At 72.8% G+C, this 13,271-nt stretch carries 14 protein-coding genes; 9 read left to right on the plus strand and 5 right to left on the minus strand.

The features are described 5' to 3' along the window. Nucleotides 1–51: 51 nt before the first annotated feature. From AC1Q7O_RS11275 to AC1Q7O_RS11285, 3 genes are all read left to right on the plus strand, one after another. On the plus strand, nucleotides 52–615 hold the full coding sequence (locus tag AC1Q7O_RS11275; protein ID WP_492659505.1) for a carboxymuconolactone decarboxylase family protein: 564 nt from the start codon (nucleotides 52–54) through the stop codon (nucleotides 613–615). Nucleotides 616–660: 45 nt separating this feature from the next. Continuing rightward, nucleotides 661–1,248: a TetR/AcrR family transcriptional regulator gene (locus AC1Q7O_RS11280; protein ID WP_492659506.1), complete on the plus strand. Its 588-nt coding sequence runs from the start codon at nucleotides 661–663 to the stop codon at nucleotides 1,246–1,248. An 82-nt stretch (nucleotides 1,249–1,330) separates the two neighbouring features. Next, the gene (locus AC1Q7O_RS11285) at nucleotides 1,331–1,834 is read left to right on the plus strand and encodes a hypothetical protein (protein ID WP_492659507.1); all 504 of its coding nucleotides are present in this window, start codon (nucleotides 1,331–1,333) and stop codon (nucleotides 1,832–1,834) included. A 27-nt stretch (nucleotides 1,835–1,861) separates the two neighbouring features. Here AC1Q7O_RS11285 and AC1Q7O_RS11290 read toward each other — a convergent pair whose 3' ends face one another. Genes AC1Q7O_RS11290 through AC1Q7O_RS11300 form a run of 3 tightly spaced genes read right to left on the minus strand, consistent with a single transcriptional unit; the run spans nucleotide 1,862 to nucleotide 4,154 of the window. Next, a complete protein-coding gene (locus AC1Q7O_RS11290) occupies nucleotides 1,862–3,034 on the minus strand; it encodes a serine hydrolase domain-containing protein (protein ID WP_492659508.1) in 1,173 nt (390 codons plus the stop codon). After that, the gene (locus AC1Q7O_RS11295) at nucleotides 3,031–3,690 is read right to left on the minus strand and encodes a glutathione S-transferase family protein (protein ID WP_492659509.1); all 660 of its coding nucleotides are present in this window, start codon (nucleotides 3,688–3,690) and stop codon (nucleotides 3,031–3,033) included. The genes AC1Q7O_RS11290 and AC1Q7O_RS11295 overlap by 4 nt, the downstream gene beginning before the upstream one ends. Further along, nucleotides 3,687–4,154, minus strand: a complete 468-nt coding sequence (locus AC1Q7O_RS11300; protein WP_492659510.1) for a DoxX family protein — start codon at nucleotides 4,152–4,154, stop codon at nucleotides 3,687–3,689. Before AC1Q7O_RS11300 ends, AC1Q7O_RS11295 begins: the two co-directional genes overlap by 4 nt. Nucleotides 4,155–4,244: 90 nt before the next feature. Here AC1Q7O_RS11300 and AC1Q7O_RS11305 point away from each other — a divergent pair, with 90 nt between their 5' ends. Genes AC1Q7O_RS11305 through AC1Q7O_RS11325 form a run of 5 tightly spaced genes read left to right on the plus strand, consistent with a single transcriptional unit; the run spans nucleotide 4,245 to nucleotide 9,145 of the window. Continuing rightward, nucleotides 4,245–5,117: a LysR family transcriptional regulator gene (locus tag AC1Q7O_RS11305; protein ID WP_492659511.1), complete on the plus strand. Its 873-nt coding sequence runs from the start codon at nucleotides 4,245–4,247 to the stop codon at nucleotides 5,115–5,117. Between the two features lie 59 nt (nucleotides 5,118–5,176). After that, nucleotides 5,177–7,384: a heavy metal translocating P-type ATPase gene (locus AC1Q7O_RS11310; RefSeq protein WP_492659512.1), complete on the plus strand. Its 2,208-nt coding sequence runs from the start codon at nucleotides 5,177–5,179 to the stop codon at nucleotides 7,382–7,384. After that, a complete protein-coding gene (gene cueR / locus AC1Q7O_RS11315; protein ID WP_394512468.1) occupies nucleotides 7,381–7,776 on the plus strand; it encodes a Cu(I)-responsive transcriptional regulator in 396 nt (131 codons plus the stop codon). Before AC1Q7O_RS11310 ends, cueR begins: the two co-directional genes overlap by 4 nt. A gap of 59 nt (nucleotides 7,777–7,835) precedes the next feature. Then, on the plus strand, nucleotides 7,836–8,264 hold the full coding sequence (locus AC1Q7O_RS11320; RefSeq protein WP_492659513.1) for a hypothetical protein: 429 nt from the start codon (nucleotides 7,836–7,838) through the stop codon (nucleotides 8,262–8,264). Next, nucleotides 8,261–9,145 carry a DUF2145 domain-containing protein gene (locus AC1Q7O_RS11325; protein ID WP_492659514.1) on the plus strand — a complete coding sequence of 295 codons (885 nt, stop codon included), beginning with the start codon at nucleotides 8,261–8,263 and terminating at the stop codon, nucleotides 9,143–9,145. The genes AC1Q7O_RS11320 and AC1Q7O_RS11325 overlap by 4 nt, the downstream gene beginning before the upstream one ends. A gap of 3 nt (nucleotides 9,146–9,148) precedes the next feature. Here AC1Q7O_RS11325 and AC1Q7O_RS11330 read toward each other — a convergent pair whose 3' ends face one another. Next, nucleotides 9,149–10,420, minus strand: a complete 1,272-nt coding sequence (locus AC1Q7O_RS11330; RefSeq protein WP_492659515.1) for a DUF1444 domain-containing protein — start codon at nucleotides 10,418–10,420, stop codon at nucleotides 9,149–9,151. Between the two features lie 199 nt (nucleotides 10,421–10,619). Here AC1Q7O_RS11330 and AC1Q7O_RS11335 point away from each other — a divergent pair, with 199 nt between their 5' ends. After that, nucleotides 10,620–11,957 (plus strand): aminotransferase class I/II-fold pyridoxal phosphate-dependent enzyme, encoded by a 1,338-nt coding sequence (locus tag AC1Q7O_RS11335; RefSeq protein ID WP_492659516.1) that lies wholly within the window; start codon nucleotides 10,620–10,622, stop codon nucleotides 11,955–11,957. Between the two features lie 10 nt (nucleotides 11,958–11,967). On the opposite strand, the gene AC1Q7O_RS11340 is transcribed toward AC1Q7O_RS11335, so the two are convergent. Further along, entirely contained in the window at nucleotides 11,968–13,257 is a 1,290-nt protein-coding gene (locus tag AC1Q7O_RS11340; protein WP_492659517.1) for a GGDEF domain-containing protein, read from the minus strand. Between the last annotated feature and the right edge of the window lie 14 nt (nucleotides 13,258–13,271).

Consider the following 13,271-nt stretch of genomic DNA (forward strand, 5'->3'; position numbering starts at 1 on the left):
AAGCAACAGCAGCTAGAGTCCGCCTCACCGCAACGCTTCTGATTCCGAAGCATGAAAACCCAACCCGCCTCGCCCCGCATCGCTCCCCACCCGCTGCCGCTGCCGGCAGACCTCGCCCGGCGCATGGACCGCCTGCTGCCGCCCGGTTTCCCGCCCCCGCAGATCTTCCTGACCGTGGCCCGCCACGGCGAGCTGTTCAAGGAGATGGTGGACAGCGGCTTCCTCGGCCCCACGGGCCTGGCGGACCGCCAGCGCCTGGCGCCGCTGCTGCGCGAGGCCGTCATCCTGCGCACCTGCGCGATGAACCGCTGTGGCTACGAGTTCAACCTGCACGAGCAGACGATCTCGCGCCGCATGGGCCTGAGCGATGCGCAGATCGCCGACCTGCGCGAGCCCGTGCCTGATGCCGCGCTGTGGACACCTGACCTGCTGGCCGTGCTGCAGCTCGTCGACGGCCTCGTGCAGCGCTTGGACGTGGACGACGCCAGCTGGGCGGCCGCCCGCGCGCATTTCGACGACGCCGCGCTCATCGAGATCACGCAGCTCGTCGGCCACTACACCGGCGTGGCGATGCTGGCGACGCTGGCGCGGCCGGCGCTGGACCGCTATCGCTAGCGGCAGTTGACTTGCACCCTACCAACTAGTAGAGTGCGACCCATCATGTCACCCGAACTCTCCCCCAAGGCCGCCGAGATCGTCGCGCACACGCGCTCGCTGCTCGTGGCCGGCGGCTACAACAGTTTCAGCTATGCCGACCTGGCCGAGCGGGTGGGCATCACCAAGGCCAGCATCCACCACCACTTCCCTAGCAAGGCGGAGCTCGTGACCTGCGTCGTCGCGCTGTACCGGCAAGAGGCGGCGGCGGGCCTGGGCGCGCTGCAGGCGCAGTTCGACGACCCGCTGTCCGAGCTGAACGCCTACGCCGACTACTGGGCCGGCTGCATCCGCAGCGGCGAGCACCCGTTCTGCATCTGCGCCATGCTGGCCACCGAACTGCCCACCATCCCGGCCGACGTGGCGGTGGAGGTCAAGGCCCACTTCCGAGACGTCACGGCATGGCTGGCCACCGTGCTGCAGCGCGGCGCGGCGCGCGGGCAGTTCCACCTGCTGAACAGCCCCGCCATCTCGGCGCAGGCCTTCATGGCCGTCGTGCATGGCGCCATGCTGATGGCCCGCGCGCAGGACGACGCCAAGGCCTTCGCCACCATCGTGCAACCCGCCATCCTGCGGCTGACCCAGCCCCACTGAACCCACCCGCCAGCGGCCTCGGCCGCGTTCTTTTCAACCCCAAAAACTACCTACTAGTAGGCTGCTACTGACGGAGCCCGCCATGCCCCACCCCTTGTCTGCCCTCGGCATTGCCCACACGCTGCTGAGCCTGCCGCCGGTCGTTGCCGGCCTGTACAGCCTGATCCGCGACCGGCGCATCGACCCCGCCACGCGCTGGGGCCGGGTCTACCTCGGCGGGCTGACGCTGTCGGTGCTGACGTCGTTCGGCCTGTCCAGCGTCCAGGGCGTCAACCCCGGGCATGTGCTGGGCGTGCTGGCGTTGCTGGCCGCGTTCTCGGCCACCTGGCTGCTGCCCAGGCTGGCCTTCCTGAAGGGGTTGCGGCCGCATCTGCAGGCGTTCGGGCTGTCGTTCAGCTTCTTCCTGCTGCTGGTGCCCGGCATTAACGAGACGCTGACGCGCCTGCCCGCGTCGGCACCGCTGGCCAGCGGCCCGGACGACCCGGTCGTGCGCACCGCGCTGCTGGCCTGGCTGCTGCTGTTCATCGTCGGCTTCGCGCTGCAAAGCCGGGGGCTGCGCGCCGCCCAGCGGCGCCAGCCCGAATAGGGCCTGTTCGCACTGCGGGAGCAGGCCCTAAGACTTCACCGCCGCCAGCACCTTGCCGATGAACTCGTTCAACGCCGGCCCGTTGTCGATCCAGCGCACGACGACGACGAGGTCGTTGTCCCAGTCGACGTAGACGATGTTCTGCCCGTTGCCGCGGAACGTGACGCTGCTCTCGGGCGCCGACGGCAGCGCCTGGCGGCCGGTGTTGAGGAACCAGTTGCAGTAGCCGTATTCCGCGTTCGCCGGCCCGGGCGTGCGGGCCTTGGCGATCCACGCGCGCGACACGATCTGGCGGTCGCCCCACCGGCCGTCGCGCAGGTGCAGGTAGCCGAAGCGCGCCAGGTCCCACGCGTCGATGAACATGCCGCCGCCCCAGTGCCCGCCGCCGGAGACCGACTGGAGGCGCTGGCCGTCCAGCTCCACCCACGAGTTGTCGTAGCCATGCCAGCGCCAGCGGGTGGACGCGCCGATGGGGTCCATGACCTGCTCACGCAGCACCTCGGGCAGCGGGCGGCGCCAGACCTGCAGCGCGGCCAGCGCCAGCACGTTCACGCGCACGTCGTTGTACTTGTAGTGCGTGCCGGGCGCATGCAGCGGCCGATTGGGCCAGTCCTCGGGCGTCTTGCCGACGGGGCGGTCGGCCCAGTCGGGCTTGCCCCACAGCGTGCCCTGCCAGTCGCTGGTCTGGCGCAGCAGGTGTTCCCAGGTGATGGGCGCGTTGTGCGGTGCCGTGAACAGGTCCACGCCCGGCGGCATGGTGTCCGCCGCGCGGTCATCGGTGCTCCTGATCAGACCCTGCTGCCAGGCCAGCCCCACCACCGTGGACAGGAAGGTCTTGGTGATGCTGTGGCTCATGTCCACGCGCCGCGTGTCACCCCACTCCGCCACCACCTGGCCGCGGCGGATGACGAGGCCGTTGATGGCCGCCCGCTCGCGCGTCGGGCCGAGCTGCCCGCCGAAATACGGCTCGGCCTTGCCGAAGCTCTGCGCCAGCGCGAGCGCCTGGTCGCGTGGCGCCGGGTTGTCGTGCGCCTGCGCGTAGGCGACGGCGTCGGCCAGCTTCGCGGCATCCAGGCCCACGGCAGCCGGCACGGCGCGCTGCCAGTCGCCACGGGGCGGGAAGTAGGCGGGCTCGGCGGCGGCCGGCGCGGCAAGGGCCGCCAGCGTGACGGCGAGAAGAAGGCGGCGGGTCGGGCTCATCCGGCCATTGTGGCGAGACGCTGCGACAGCACCGTGCCGCGCGCCCGCAGGAAGGCCCGCAGGCGCTGGGCGTAGTCGCCCGCCACCGCGGCCCGCACGGACGGCCGCGCCGCCAGCGCCCGCTGCCAGGACTGCACGCGGGGCAGCCCGTCGAACAGGCCGGCGGGCGGGATGACCTCGAAATAGCGGAACACCGGGCCGAAGACGGCATCCACCAGGCCGAAGCGCGCGCCGGCGAACCAGGGCCCGTCGCCCAGCACCGCCTCCAGCTGCGCCATGCGCTGGCGCAGCGTGGCCTGCGCCCGGGTGAAGGCGGGCTCGTCCGCCGCGCCGTACAGCGCGGCGATGCCGCCCAGCACCGCCGAGCCGACCTCCATCCAGGCCCGCTCGCGGGCCCGGGTCAGCGCGTCGGCGTCGTGCAGCCGCGGGACGTGGGTCTCGTCCAGGTACTCGCAGATGACGGCGGACTCGAACAACGCCTCGCCGCCCACCTGCAGCACCGGGGTCTTGCCCAGCGGCGACAGGCGCAGGAACCAGTCGGGCTTGTCCGCGAGGTCGACGTCCACGCGCTCGAAGGGCACGCCCTTCTCCAGCAGCACGATGATCGCGCGCTGCACGTACGGGCACAGCGCATGGCTGACGAGGGTCAGGCTCATCGCGGGCTCCACGTGAGCCGCGCGCTGCGGCGCAACGCGAGGGCGCCGTCGCCGGAGAGCCACTGCACCAGCGAGGCCACGGCCAGGAAGACCGGGTACTCCCAACCGCCGCCGGGCGCGGTGAACACCCAGCCATGGGGCCCATGCACCCAGGCCGCCCCCAGCAACACCGGCAGCAGCGCGAGCGCGACCTGACGCGGGTACACACCCGCCAGCAGCAAGACGCCGCCCAGCGCCTCGGCGGCGAAGACGGCATAGGCCAGCGCACCGGGCAGGCCCACGCCGGCAAAGAACTGCGCCGTGCCGGGCAGCGTGAAGACAAACAGCTTGAGCCCCGCATGCGCGAGGTACATGAAGCCCAACGCCGAGCGCAGCAGCAGCAGGCCCAGCGCGGGGCCGGCCGCCGGCCCGTCGGTGTGGACGGCGCGGGGAAGCGGGGCGGTGTGAAGCGTGGAAGCCGTCATGGCGACTCTCCGGGGAGTTGAGGATGGGCTCACTCTAGGTAGGCAACCGACGCACGAAAATACGCAAACCGATCAACCCAGATTGCAGGCATGCAATACGAACTCGCCCCCGCCGACCTCGCCCTGGTGCTGGCGCTGCACCGCGCCGGCACGCTGGCCGCCGCCGGCGAACGGCTGGGCGTGAATGCGTCCACCGTCTTCCGCATGCTGCAGCGGCTGGAGCGTGGCCTGGGCCAGGCGCTGTTCGAACGCGGCCGGCGCGGCTACCAGGCGATGGCGCTGGCGCGCACGCTGGCCGCGCAGGCCGAACAGGTGGAGGCGGCGCTGGAGACGGCCCGCGCCGCCGCGCAGGCCCAGCCCGGCGAGGCCGCCGGCACCGTGCGCCTGACAACGACCGACACGCTGCTGCACGGCCTGCTGGCGCCCGCGCTGGCCGCGCTGCACCGCCAGCAGCCGCGGCTGCAGTTCGAGCTGCACACCGGCAACGAACTGGCCAGCCTGACGCGGCGCGACGCCGACATCGCGCTGCGCGCCACCACCCGGCCGCCCGCCCACCTCGTCGGCCGCCGCGTGGGGCCCATCCGCGTGGCGCTGTACGCGGCCCGCAGCAGTTCGATCCGGCACTGGGATCAGGTGGAGGCGGGCGAGGCGGCCTGGGTCGCGCCCGACGACGGCCTGCCCGAGCACCCGTCGGTGCGCTGGCGTCAGCAGCACTTCCCGACGCTGCAACCGGCCTGGCGCACGGGCAGCGTGCAGAGCGTGGCCGAGCTGGTGAGCCAGGGCCTGGGCGTGGGCGTGCTGCCGCTGTTCCTGGCCGAGCCGCGGCGCGAGCTGCGTCGGCTGACCGAGCCGCTGGACGACGCCCAAACCGACCTGTGGCTGCTGACCCATCCCGAGACCCGCCACCTGCCTCGCGTGCACACGGTGTACGACCACCTGGCCCGCACGCTGACGCTGGATTGACCGGCCTCAACGCGAAAGCCGCTTGACCTTGCCATGATGGCAAGGTTGAGCATGCCGTCATGAACACCACCACCGCCCCTTCTTCCACCGCGCTCGCCGACGTCACGCTGCAGGTCAGCGGCATGAGCTGCGCGTCCTGCGTGCGCCGCGTCGAGAAGGCCTTGCAGGCCGTGCCCGGCGTGCAGGCCGCCAGCGTGAACCTGGCCACCGAGAAAGCGTCGGTGAAGGCGCTGCCCAACGTGCCCACGGCGGCGCTGGCGGCGGCACTGGCCAAGGCGGGCTACCCCGCCACCGTGCTCGAAAGCAATGCGCCGCCACCACCGGCCACGCCCCCCGGCCTGCCCGGCTGGTGGCCCGCCGCCGTCGGGGCATTGCTGACGCTGCCACTGGTGCTGCCCATGCTGCTGGGCCTGGTGGGGATCACCTGGATGCTGCCAGGCGTCTGGCAATTGCTGCTGGCCACGCCGGTCCAGTTCGGCCTCGGCGCGCGCTTCTACCGCGCCGGCTGGCAGGCGGTGCGCGCGGGCAGCGGCAACATGGACCTGCTGGTGGCGCTGGGCACGTCGGCGGCCTACGGGCTGTCGGTCTGGCTGCTGCTGGCGCATCCGGGCCACGCCCACCTGTACTTCGAGGCCTCGGCCGCCGTCATCACGCTGGTGCTGCTGGGCAAGTGGCTGGAGCAGCGCGCCAAGCGCCAGACGACCGATGCCATCCGCGCGCTGAACGCGCTGCGGCCCACGACCGCCCGCGTGCTGCGCGACGGCGCCGAGGTGGCGCTGCCCGTGGCCGACGTGCGCGTGGGCGACCTGGTGGCCGTGCGCCCGGGTGACCGCATCCCGGTGGACGGCGAGATCGTGTCGGGCCGCAGCCATGTGGACGAGTCGCTGCTGACCGGCGAGAGCCTGCCCGTGGCCAAGGCGCCGGGCGAGCGCGTGACGGGCGGCGCCATCAACGCCGAGGGTGCGCTGACGGTGCGCACGACGGCCGTGGGGGCCGAGACGTCGCTGGCCCGCATCATCCGGCTCGTCGAATCGGCCCAGGCCGCCAAGGCGCCCATCCAGCGCATCGTGGACCGCGTCAGCGCCGTGTTCGTGCCGGTGGTGCTGGCGCTGGCGGCGCTGACGTTTGCCGGCTGGTGGCTGCACGCGGGCGACGTGGAGCAGGCGCTGGTCAACGCGGTGGCGGTGCTCGTCATCGCCTGCCCCTGCGCGCTGGGCCTGGCCACGCCCACCACGCTGATGGCGGGCACCGGCGTGGCGGCGCGCCAGGGCATCCTCATCAAGGACGCCGAGGCGCTGGAGCTGGCGCACGCCGTCAGCGTCGTCGCGTTCGACAAGACCGGCACGCTGACCGTGGGCCAGCCCGCGCTGGTGGCGGCCGTGCCGGTGAAGGGCGGCACGCGCGACGGGCTGCTGCAGCTGGCCGCCGCGCTGCAGCGCAGCAGCAGCCACCCGCTGGCCGTGGCGGTGCTGAACGCGGCGAAAGACCTGCCCGCGCTGCCGGCCGAGCAGGCCGGCGCGCTGCCGGGCCGCGGCGTGCAGGCCGTGGTGCAGGGCCGCACGCTGTCGCTGGGCAGCGCGCGGCTGGCGCAGGAGCTGGGAGTCCAGTCCCCTGAACTGGCGGCGCGGGCGCAGCAGCTGGAGGCCGACGGCCACACCGTGTCCTGGCTGATGGACGGCGCCGAGCCGCTGGGCCTGCTGGCCTTCGGCGACCGCGTGAAGGACACGGCAGCCACGGCCATCGCGGAGCTGCAGGCGCGCGGCATCCGCACGGTCATGCTGACCGGCGACAGCCGCGGCGCGGCGCTGGGGGTGGCGCGGCAGCTGGGCATCGCTGACGTGCGTGCTGAGGTGCTGCCCGCCGACAAGGCCGCCGCCGTGCAGCAGCTGCGCGACGAGGCCGGTGCCGTGGTCGCCTTCGTCGGCGACGGCCTCAACGACGGCCCGGCGCTGGCAGCCGCGTCGGTGGGCTTCGCGATGGCCGGCGGCGCCGACGTGGCGACCGAGGCCGCCGGCGTCACGCTGATGCGCGGCGACCCGCGCCTGGTGGCCGACGCGCTGGACATCTCGCGCCGCACCTACGCCAAGATCCGGCAGGGCCTGTTCTGGGCGTTCGCGTACAACGTGGTGGGCATTCCGCTGGCGGCGTTCGGGCTGCTGAACCCGGTGATCGCCGGTGCGGCCATGGCCTTCAGCAGCGTCAGCGTCGTGGCCAATGCGCTGACGCTGCGGCGCTGGCGCGGCACGGCGCGGGGAGACGCGGCATGAACATCGGCGACGCCGCCCGCGCGGCCGGCATGTCGGCCAAGATGGTGCGGCACTACGAAAGCCTGGGCCTGTTCGCCGCGCCACCGCGCACCGACGCCGGCTACCGCGTCTACGGGCCACGCGAGGTGCACCTGCTGCGCTTCATCCGCCATTCGCGCGACCTGGGCTTCTCGCTGGAACAGATCCGCACGCTGCTGAGCCTGTGGCAGGACCGCGACCGCCCCAGCCGCGAGGTGCGCGCGCTGGCGCAGGCCCACCTGGCCGAGCTGGAAGCCAAGCTTGCCGAGCTGAACGCGATGAAGGCGACGCTGCAGGCGCTGGTGACGAGCTGCCACGGCGACGACCGGCCGGACTGCCCCATCCTCAGCACGCTGGAAGCCGGCACGGCGTGACAACGGCGGGACATGCCGACGCGTTATCGTTGCCCATCCTCGGCTCACCCCTGACCGCCATGCGCCTCGCCCTCGTCACCCTCCTCGCCCTGGCCGCCACCGCCGCCCAGGCCGAATCCTTCGCCTCCTCCGCCGCTGGCGCCGGCTCGGCATCGTCCGGCAGCGTGTCGGACTCGTTCAAGGCCTCCTCCGGCAGCAGCAGCGGCGGCGAAAAGCGCGCCGAGGGCCGCTACCGCGTCACCGAAGTCGCCCAGGCCGACGCCGGCAAGCTGCGCCTGACGCTGGCACGCGACGGCGCCCAGACGGTGGAGCTGACGCTGCCGCAGCAGGCACTGGCCGCGCGCGCCGTGACCGTGGGCGACGAAGTGCAGGCCACGCCGCAGCCTTACGGCGTCGCGTTCGCGCATGCCGACACGGGCAAGGCCTTCTTCCTGGTGCTGGAAGACGCGTGGCACCGCGAGCTGGCCGCGCGCGTCGTCAAGTCTTGACCCCTCGCGCCGCGCTGGCCGCGGCGCTGCTGGCCGCCGCCAGCGCGGCCCAGGCCGGGCTGCCACCGCGCGGCTGCGACCGCGCCACGGCCATCACCGCCCCGCAGCAGGACCGCCTGCTGCGCTTTGCCGCCGTCATCCGCGAGGCGCTGGCCGCGTCGGGCGCGCAGGCCGCGCTGATCGCCCGCTCGGGCACCGATCTGTCGCGCGTGGGCCTGCGTTACTCGCACGCCGCCATTGCGCTGCCCGACGGGCTGGACACGCCCTGGGCCGTGCGCCAGCTCTACTACGCCTGCGCCGAAGGCCGGTCGCGGCTGTTCGACCAGGGGCTGGCCGGCTTCATCTCGGGCAGCGATGACGCCGACGTGGGCTACATCAGCGTGCTGCTGCTGCCGCCCGAGGCCGCCGCGCCGCTGGCCGCCGCAGCGCTGGACAAGGACGTCGCGCTGGGCCTGCTGGACGCGCGCTACAGCGCCAACGCCTACCCGTTCAGCACGGCGTACCAGAACTGCAACCAGTGGGTGGCCGAGCTGCTGGCCGCCGCCGCGGGTGGCAGCCGCACGCGCGAGGCCGCGCAGGCCTGGCTGCGGCGTGAGGGCTACGCACCCGAGCCGGTGCGCGCGTCGCCGTGGCTGCTGCTGGCGGGCCGCTTCGTGCCCTGGCTGCACTTCCATGACCACCCGGTTGACCAACTGAACACCGGCGCCGTGCAGACCAGCCTGCCCACCAGCCTGGAGGCGTTCGCTCAGCGGCGCTGGCCCGCGGCGCGGCGGCTGGAGTTCTGCCACGGGCCGGCCGGCGTCGTGCAGCGCGACGGCGGCGCACCGCTGGCTGATGGCTGCCGGCCGCAGCCGGGGGACCGGGTCGTCGCGCTGGACTGAGCGTCAGCGCACCGCCTGCCAGCCGCCGTCGGTCCAGCGCAGCAGCACGTCGCTCAGCTGCCCCGGTGAGCGCCGCGACACCTCGCGCGCCAGCGTGCGCAGCGCCTCCAGCCCCGCGGGTGATGCGTCGGCGCCGTACAGCAGCACGTCCTTGGCCGGCAGGGCCACCACCAGCACGCCTTGCTGCGCGCGCGCCAGTGCCGCCCAGTCGTCGCGCAACAGCACGCGGCTGGTCTCGTAGTAGTCGCCCTGCAGCGTGCCCAGCGCGCCGGGCTTGACGGGCCTGGCGGCGTCGGCCGTGGGCTTGAGCGACTGGCGCAGGTTGGCCAGCGCGAGGTCGAAGATCTGGTCGGGCGTCAGCCCCAGCGCCTTGACGTCGCCGTCGCTGAGCAGGCGGGCGCTGCGCGGCGAGTCGACGAAGGGCACGGCCACCAGCCCGTCGGCAACGGGCCAGTGCAGCGGCGGCGGCCGCTTCTTGTCGGGGTCGGCACGCAGCAGGTTGTCGATGTAGTCGGCGGGGCGGATGGCCACGCGCACCGCGTCGCGGGTGACCGGGGCGATGGCGTTCTTGCGGACGTCCACGACGCCCTGCACATAACGCTGCAACTCGCCGTCGCAACCGGCGGCGTTCGCGCGGCAATAACCCCAGACGCGGTCCAGGTTGGCCTGCAGGTCGCCGACCTTCAGCGTCAGCGGCTCGGCGATGGCCACGGCATCCGCCCCCAGCTGCGCGCGCAGCAGCGCCGCCGCCCGTTCGGTGAACGCAGTGCGCTCGGCCAGGCTGCCCTCGCCGGCCTCCCACTGCACGCTGTTGAAGAATCCCTTCACATCGGCATGCACGGCCGCCGCGTCGCCCTTGCCTTCGAAGGTCAGCAGCGCCAGCGGCCCACCGGGCGACAGCAGCGCGTACTGCAGCAGGTAGCCGCTCTTGAACAGCCCCGATGCCTCGCTGCCGACAAAGTGCAACGCCGTGCCGTCGGGCAGTGTCTCGTGGGCCAGCGGCAGGACCACCTTGCCGGCCTTGGCGGCCTGCTCGGTCAACATGCGGTCCACGGTGGCCTGCATCCTGGCGCGGCCCTCGGCGCTGGCGTTGGCCGATGGCCCGGGGCGCAGCACCGTCACCAGCACCTTCAGGCCCTGCGGGCCGCTCAGCTCGAAGGGCGCCTGCGCGGACTTCAGCGTGTAGCCGGCCGGCCAGTCCAGCGACAGCGAACCGAGGCGGATCTCGGTGGCCCGGGCAACGCCGGCCGTGAGGGCCAGGCCGGCCAGGAGCATTGCAAAGCGCATGAGGACGACGCGGTAGCTCGGAAGAGCTGCGCACTATGCCAAAGCCGACCGGGAACGTGGCGGCGCGCGCCATCCCGACAGCGCACGCGCGGCCAACGCGCACGGCTCAACAGAACTGCGGATGGCATGCCAGGTCTTGCCGCGCACAGTCCACTCCCACAAACATCAACGAGGTTCCGGGGGCTTCATGGACGAATTGCTGGAGCGCGCCGTCGAGGCGGCGCAGGAGGAGGAGTTCGTGGACGGCGCTGCGCTGCAGGGCTCGTCCTTCGATTACCTGGCGCGGCCGGGCGCCGACCTGGCGGCAAAGGCGCAGGCCTTCCACGCCTGGGCGCAGAAGCGCGTGCACCACGGCGTGTTTCCGTACGCCAAGCGGCTGGGCGGGCGGCCCGGCGCCACAGCCGAGCTGACGCTGCTGGACGGCCAGCGCCACGCAGGGCTGAACTTCTCGTCGCAGGAGTACCTGTCGCTGGCCCGCCACCCCAAGGTCTGCGCCGCGGCGCAGGGCGCGATGGACCGCTACGGCGTGCACAGCGCCGGCTCCACGGCGCTGGCCGGCAACGTGGAGGAGGCCGCCGCCCTGGAGGCCGAGCTAGGCGAGCTGCTGCGCATGCCCGAGGTGCTGCTGTTCCCGACCGGCTGGGCCGCGGGCTTCGGCGCCATCAAGGGCCTGGTGCGCGAGACCGACCACGTCGTCATGGACCAGCTGGCGCACAACTGCCTGCACGAAGGCGCCCGCGCGGCCACGCCCAACATCCACCTGCACCGCCACCTGGACATGGGCCACGTGGAGCGCCTGCTCAGGCGCGTGCGCCGGCGCGACCCGCACAACGGCATCCTCGTCGTCACCGAGGGCTGCTTCTCGATGGACGCCGACTCGCCCGACCTGAAGCGCCTGCAGGTGCTGGCGCGCGAGCACGGCGCGCTGCTGATGGTGGACGTGGCGCACGACCTGGGCTGCCTGGGCCCGGGCGGCGGCGGCCAGCTGGCGCTGCAGGGGCTGCTGGGCCAGGTGGACCTGGTGATGGGCTCGTTCTCCAAGACCTTCGCGTCCAACGGCGGCTTCGTCGCCTGCCACGACCGTGCGATCAAGGAGTACCTACGCTTCTACGCGGCGCCCAACACGTTCTCCAACGCACTGTCGCCGGTGCAGGTGGCCGTCGTGCGCGCCTGCGTGGGCATCGTCCGCTCGGCCGAAGGCCAGCAGCGCCGCGACCGGCTGATGCACGCCATCCTGGGCCTGCGCAACGCGCTGACGGCGCAGGGCATCACGGTGCTGGGCCACCCGTCGCCCATCGTGCCGGTGCTGCTGGGGCCCGACGCGCTGGCCCGCGTGGCCTGCCGCGAGATGAGCCGCGCCGGGCTGCTGGCCAATCTGGTGGAGTACCCGGCCGTGTCGCTGAACAGCGCGCGGCTGCGCATGCAGGTGATGGCCGACCACACGCCCGCGCTGGGCGAGACGGCGGCGCGGATCGTGGCCGATGCGCTGCAGCGCGCCCGCCTGCTGACGGGCACGGCCGGCTAGCGCGCCGCGGTCAGGCCGTAACGGCCAGCGGCGGTTGCACCTGGTTGCGGCCGGCCTGCTTGGCGGCGTAGAGCTGCTCGTCGGCGCGGGTCAGCAGGTCCTCGCCGCGCTCACCGGGCCGGTACTCGGCCACGCCGAGACTGGCCGTCACGCGCAGCGCCTGGCCGCCGGGCAGCGCCACCGCGAGCGTCTGCTCGATCTGCTGGCGCAGCCGCTCGGCCACGTCCTGGGCCTGGGACAGCGGCGTCTCCGGCAGCACCAGCACGAACTCCTCGCCGCCGTAGCGCGCCACCCAGTCGGAGCTGGCGCGCAGCGCGTCGCGCAGGCAGTGCCCCATGGCGGCCAGCACCTGATCGCCGACCGGGTGACCGTGGTTGTCGTTGATGGACTTGAAGCGGTCCACGTCGCAGAACACCAGCGACAACGGCCGGCCATAGCGCTCGGCGTGCGCCAGCGCCTCCGGGTACTTCTGGCTGAACGCCAGGCGGTTGTGACAGGCGGTCAGCGGGTCGGTGATGGCGAGCACCTTGAGCTTGTCGAGCGCGATCTGCAGTTGCTCGGTGCGCTCGGCGACGCGGGCGTCGAGCTCGCGGACATGCTCGGCCACGCGGTCCTGCAGCGCGCTGAAGCCCGCGGCCATCAAGTCCATCTCGTCTCGTGTGTTGGTCGAACGCTGGCTCAGCTGCAACCGCTCGTCCAGCCGATCCGCGCCGAGGCGGTTCACGAAGTCCGCCATCTCGCGCATCGGCTGCTGGAGCTGGCGGCGCACGACGAGCAGCGTGGCAGTCAGCACCACCGCCGTGAGGAGCAGGCAGGGCACGACGGCTTCGGCCACCCGGGTGGCCACCTCGCGCTCGATGAACGCCTGGTCGATGACGACTTTCAGATGACCCAGCGGGCACCCTTTGGGCGGCTGGCAAGAGACGCGGGTCTTGTCGTTCGACGTCCACACGACCGGAACAAGCACCGCCGGCGGTCGGCTGCTCAACGCCAGCTTGCCGCTTTCGACCTCCACGGTGCCCTGGGCGCCCAGCACCGCCAGGTAGCCTGTCCCGGGGATGGTCAGCGCCGCGTCCAGCTGTGTCTTCGCCGCGGCGTACTGCACATCCCAGAGCGCATCCGCGAGGCTCGATGCCAGCGCCTGTGTCTGAGCTTGAAGCGAGGCGCGCAGCCGGGCGTCCGCCTCCCGCCAGGTGATGACTCCCTGACAAGCCCCCACCAGCAGGGCGCTCGCCACGCCCCACATCAGGATGGCACGCGTCAATCGGGCGGTGATCGGCTGGAACTGGGTCTTTGTCATGGCGGCGCGTGATG

It is taken from the genome of Roseateles sp. GW823-FHT07B05, from assembly GCF_058794515.1.

Bases quoted from the DNA above. Each gene is read 5' to 3' on its own strand.
- AC1Q7O_RS11275 (WP_492659505.1), top strand. From the start codon at position 52: ATGAAAACCCAACCCGCCTCGCCCCGCATCGCTCCCCACCCGCTGCCG.
- AC1Q7O_RS11280 (WP_492659506.1), top strand. From the start codon at position 661: ATGTCACCCGAACTCTCCCCCAAGGCCGCCGAGATCGTCGCGCACACG.
- AC1Q7O_RS11285 (WP_492659507.1), top strand. From the start codon at position 1,331: ATGCCCCACCCCTTGTCTGCCCTCGGCATTGCCCACACGCTGCTGAGC.
- AC1Q7O_RS11290 (WP_492659508.1), bottom strand. From the start codon at position 3,034: ATGAGCCCGACCCGCCGCCTTCTTCTCGCCGTCACGCTGGCGGCCCTT.
- AC1Q7O_RS11295 (WP_492659509.1), bottom strand. From the start codon at position 3,690: ATGAGCCTGACCCTCGTCAGCCATGCGCTGTGCCCGTACGTGCAGCGC.
- AC1Q7O_RS11300 (WP_492659510.1), bottom strand. From the start codon at position 4,154: ATGACGGCTTCCACGCTTCACACCGCCCCGCTTCCCCGCGCCGTCCAC.
- AC1Q7O_RS11305 (WP_492659511.1), top strand. From the start codon at position 4,245: ATGCAATACGAACTCGCCCCCGCCGACCTCGCCCTGGTGCTGGCGCTG.
- AC1Q7O_RS11310 (WP_492659512.1), top strand. From the start codon at position 5,177: ATGAACACCACCACCGCCCCTTCTTCCACCGCGCTCGCCGACGTCACG.
- cueR (WP_394512468.1), top strand. From the start codon at position 7,381: ATGAACATCGGCGACGCCGCCCGCGCGGCCGGCATGTCGGCCAAGATG.
- AC1Q7O_RS11320 (WP_492659513.1), top strand. From the start codon at position 7,836: ATGCGCCTCGCCCTCGTCACCCTCCTCGCCCTGGCCGCCACCGCCGCC.
- AC1Q7O_RS11330 (WP_492659515.1), bottom strand. From the start codon at position 10,420: ATGCTCCTGGCCGGCCTGGCCCTCACGGCCGGCGTTGCCCGGGCCACC.
- AC1Q7O_RS11335 (WP_492659516.1), top strand. From the start codon at position 10,620: ATGGACGAATTGCTGGAGCGCGCCGTCGAGGCGGCGCAGGAGGAGGAG.
- AC1Q7O_RS11340 (WP_492659517.1), bottom strand. From the start codon at position 13,257: ATGACAAAGACCCAGTTCCAGCCGATCACCGCCCGATTGACGCGTGCC.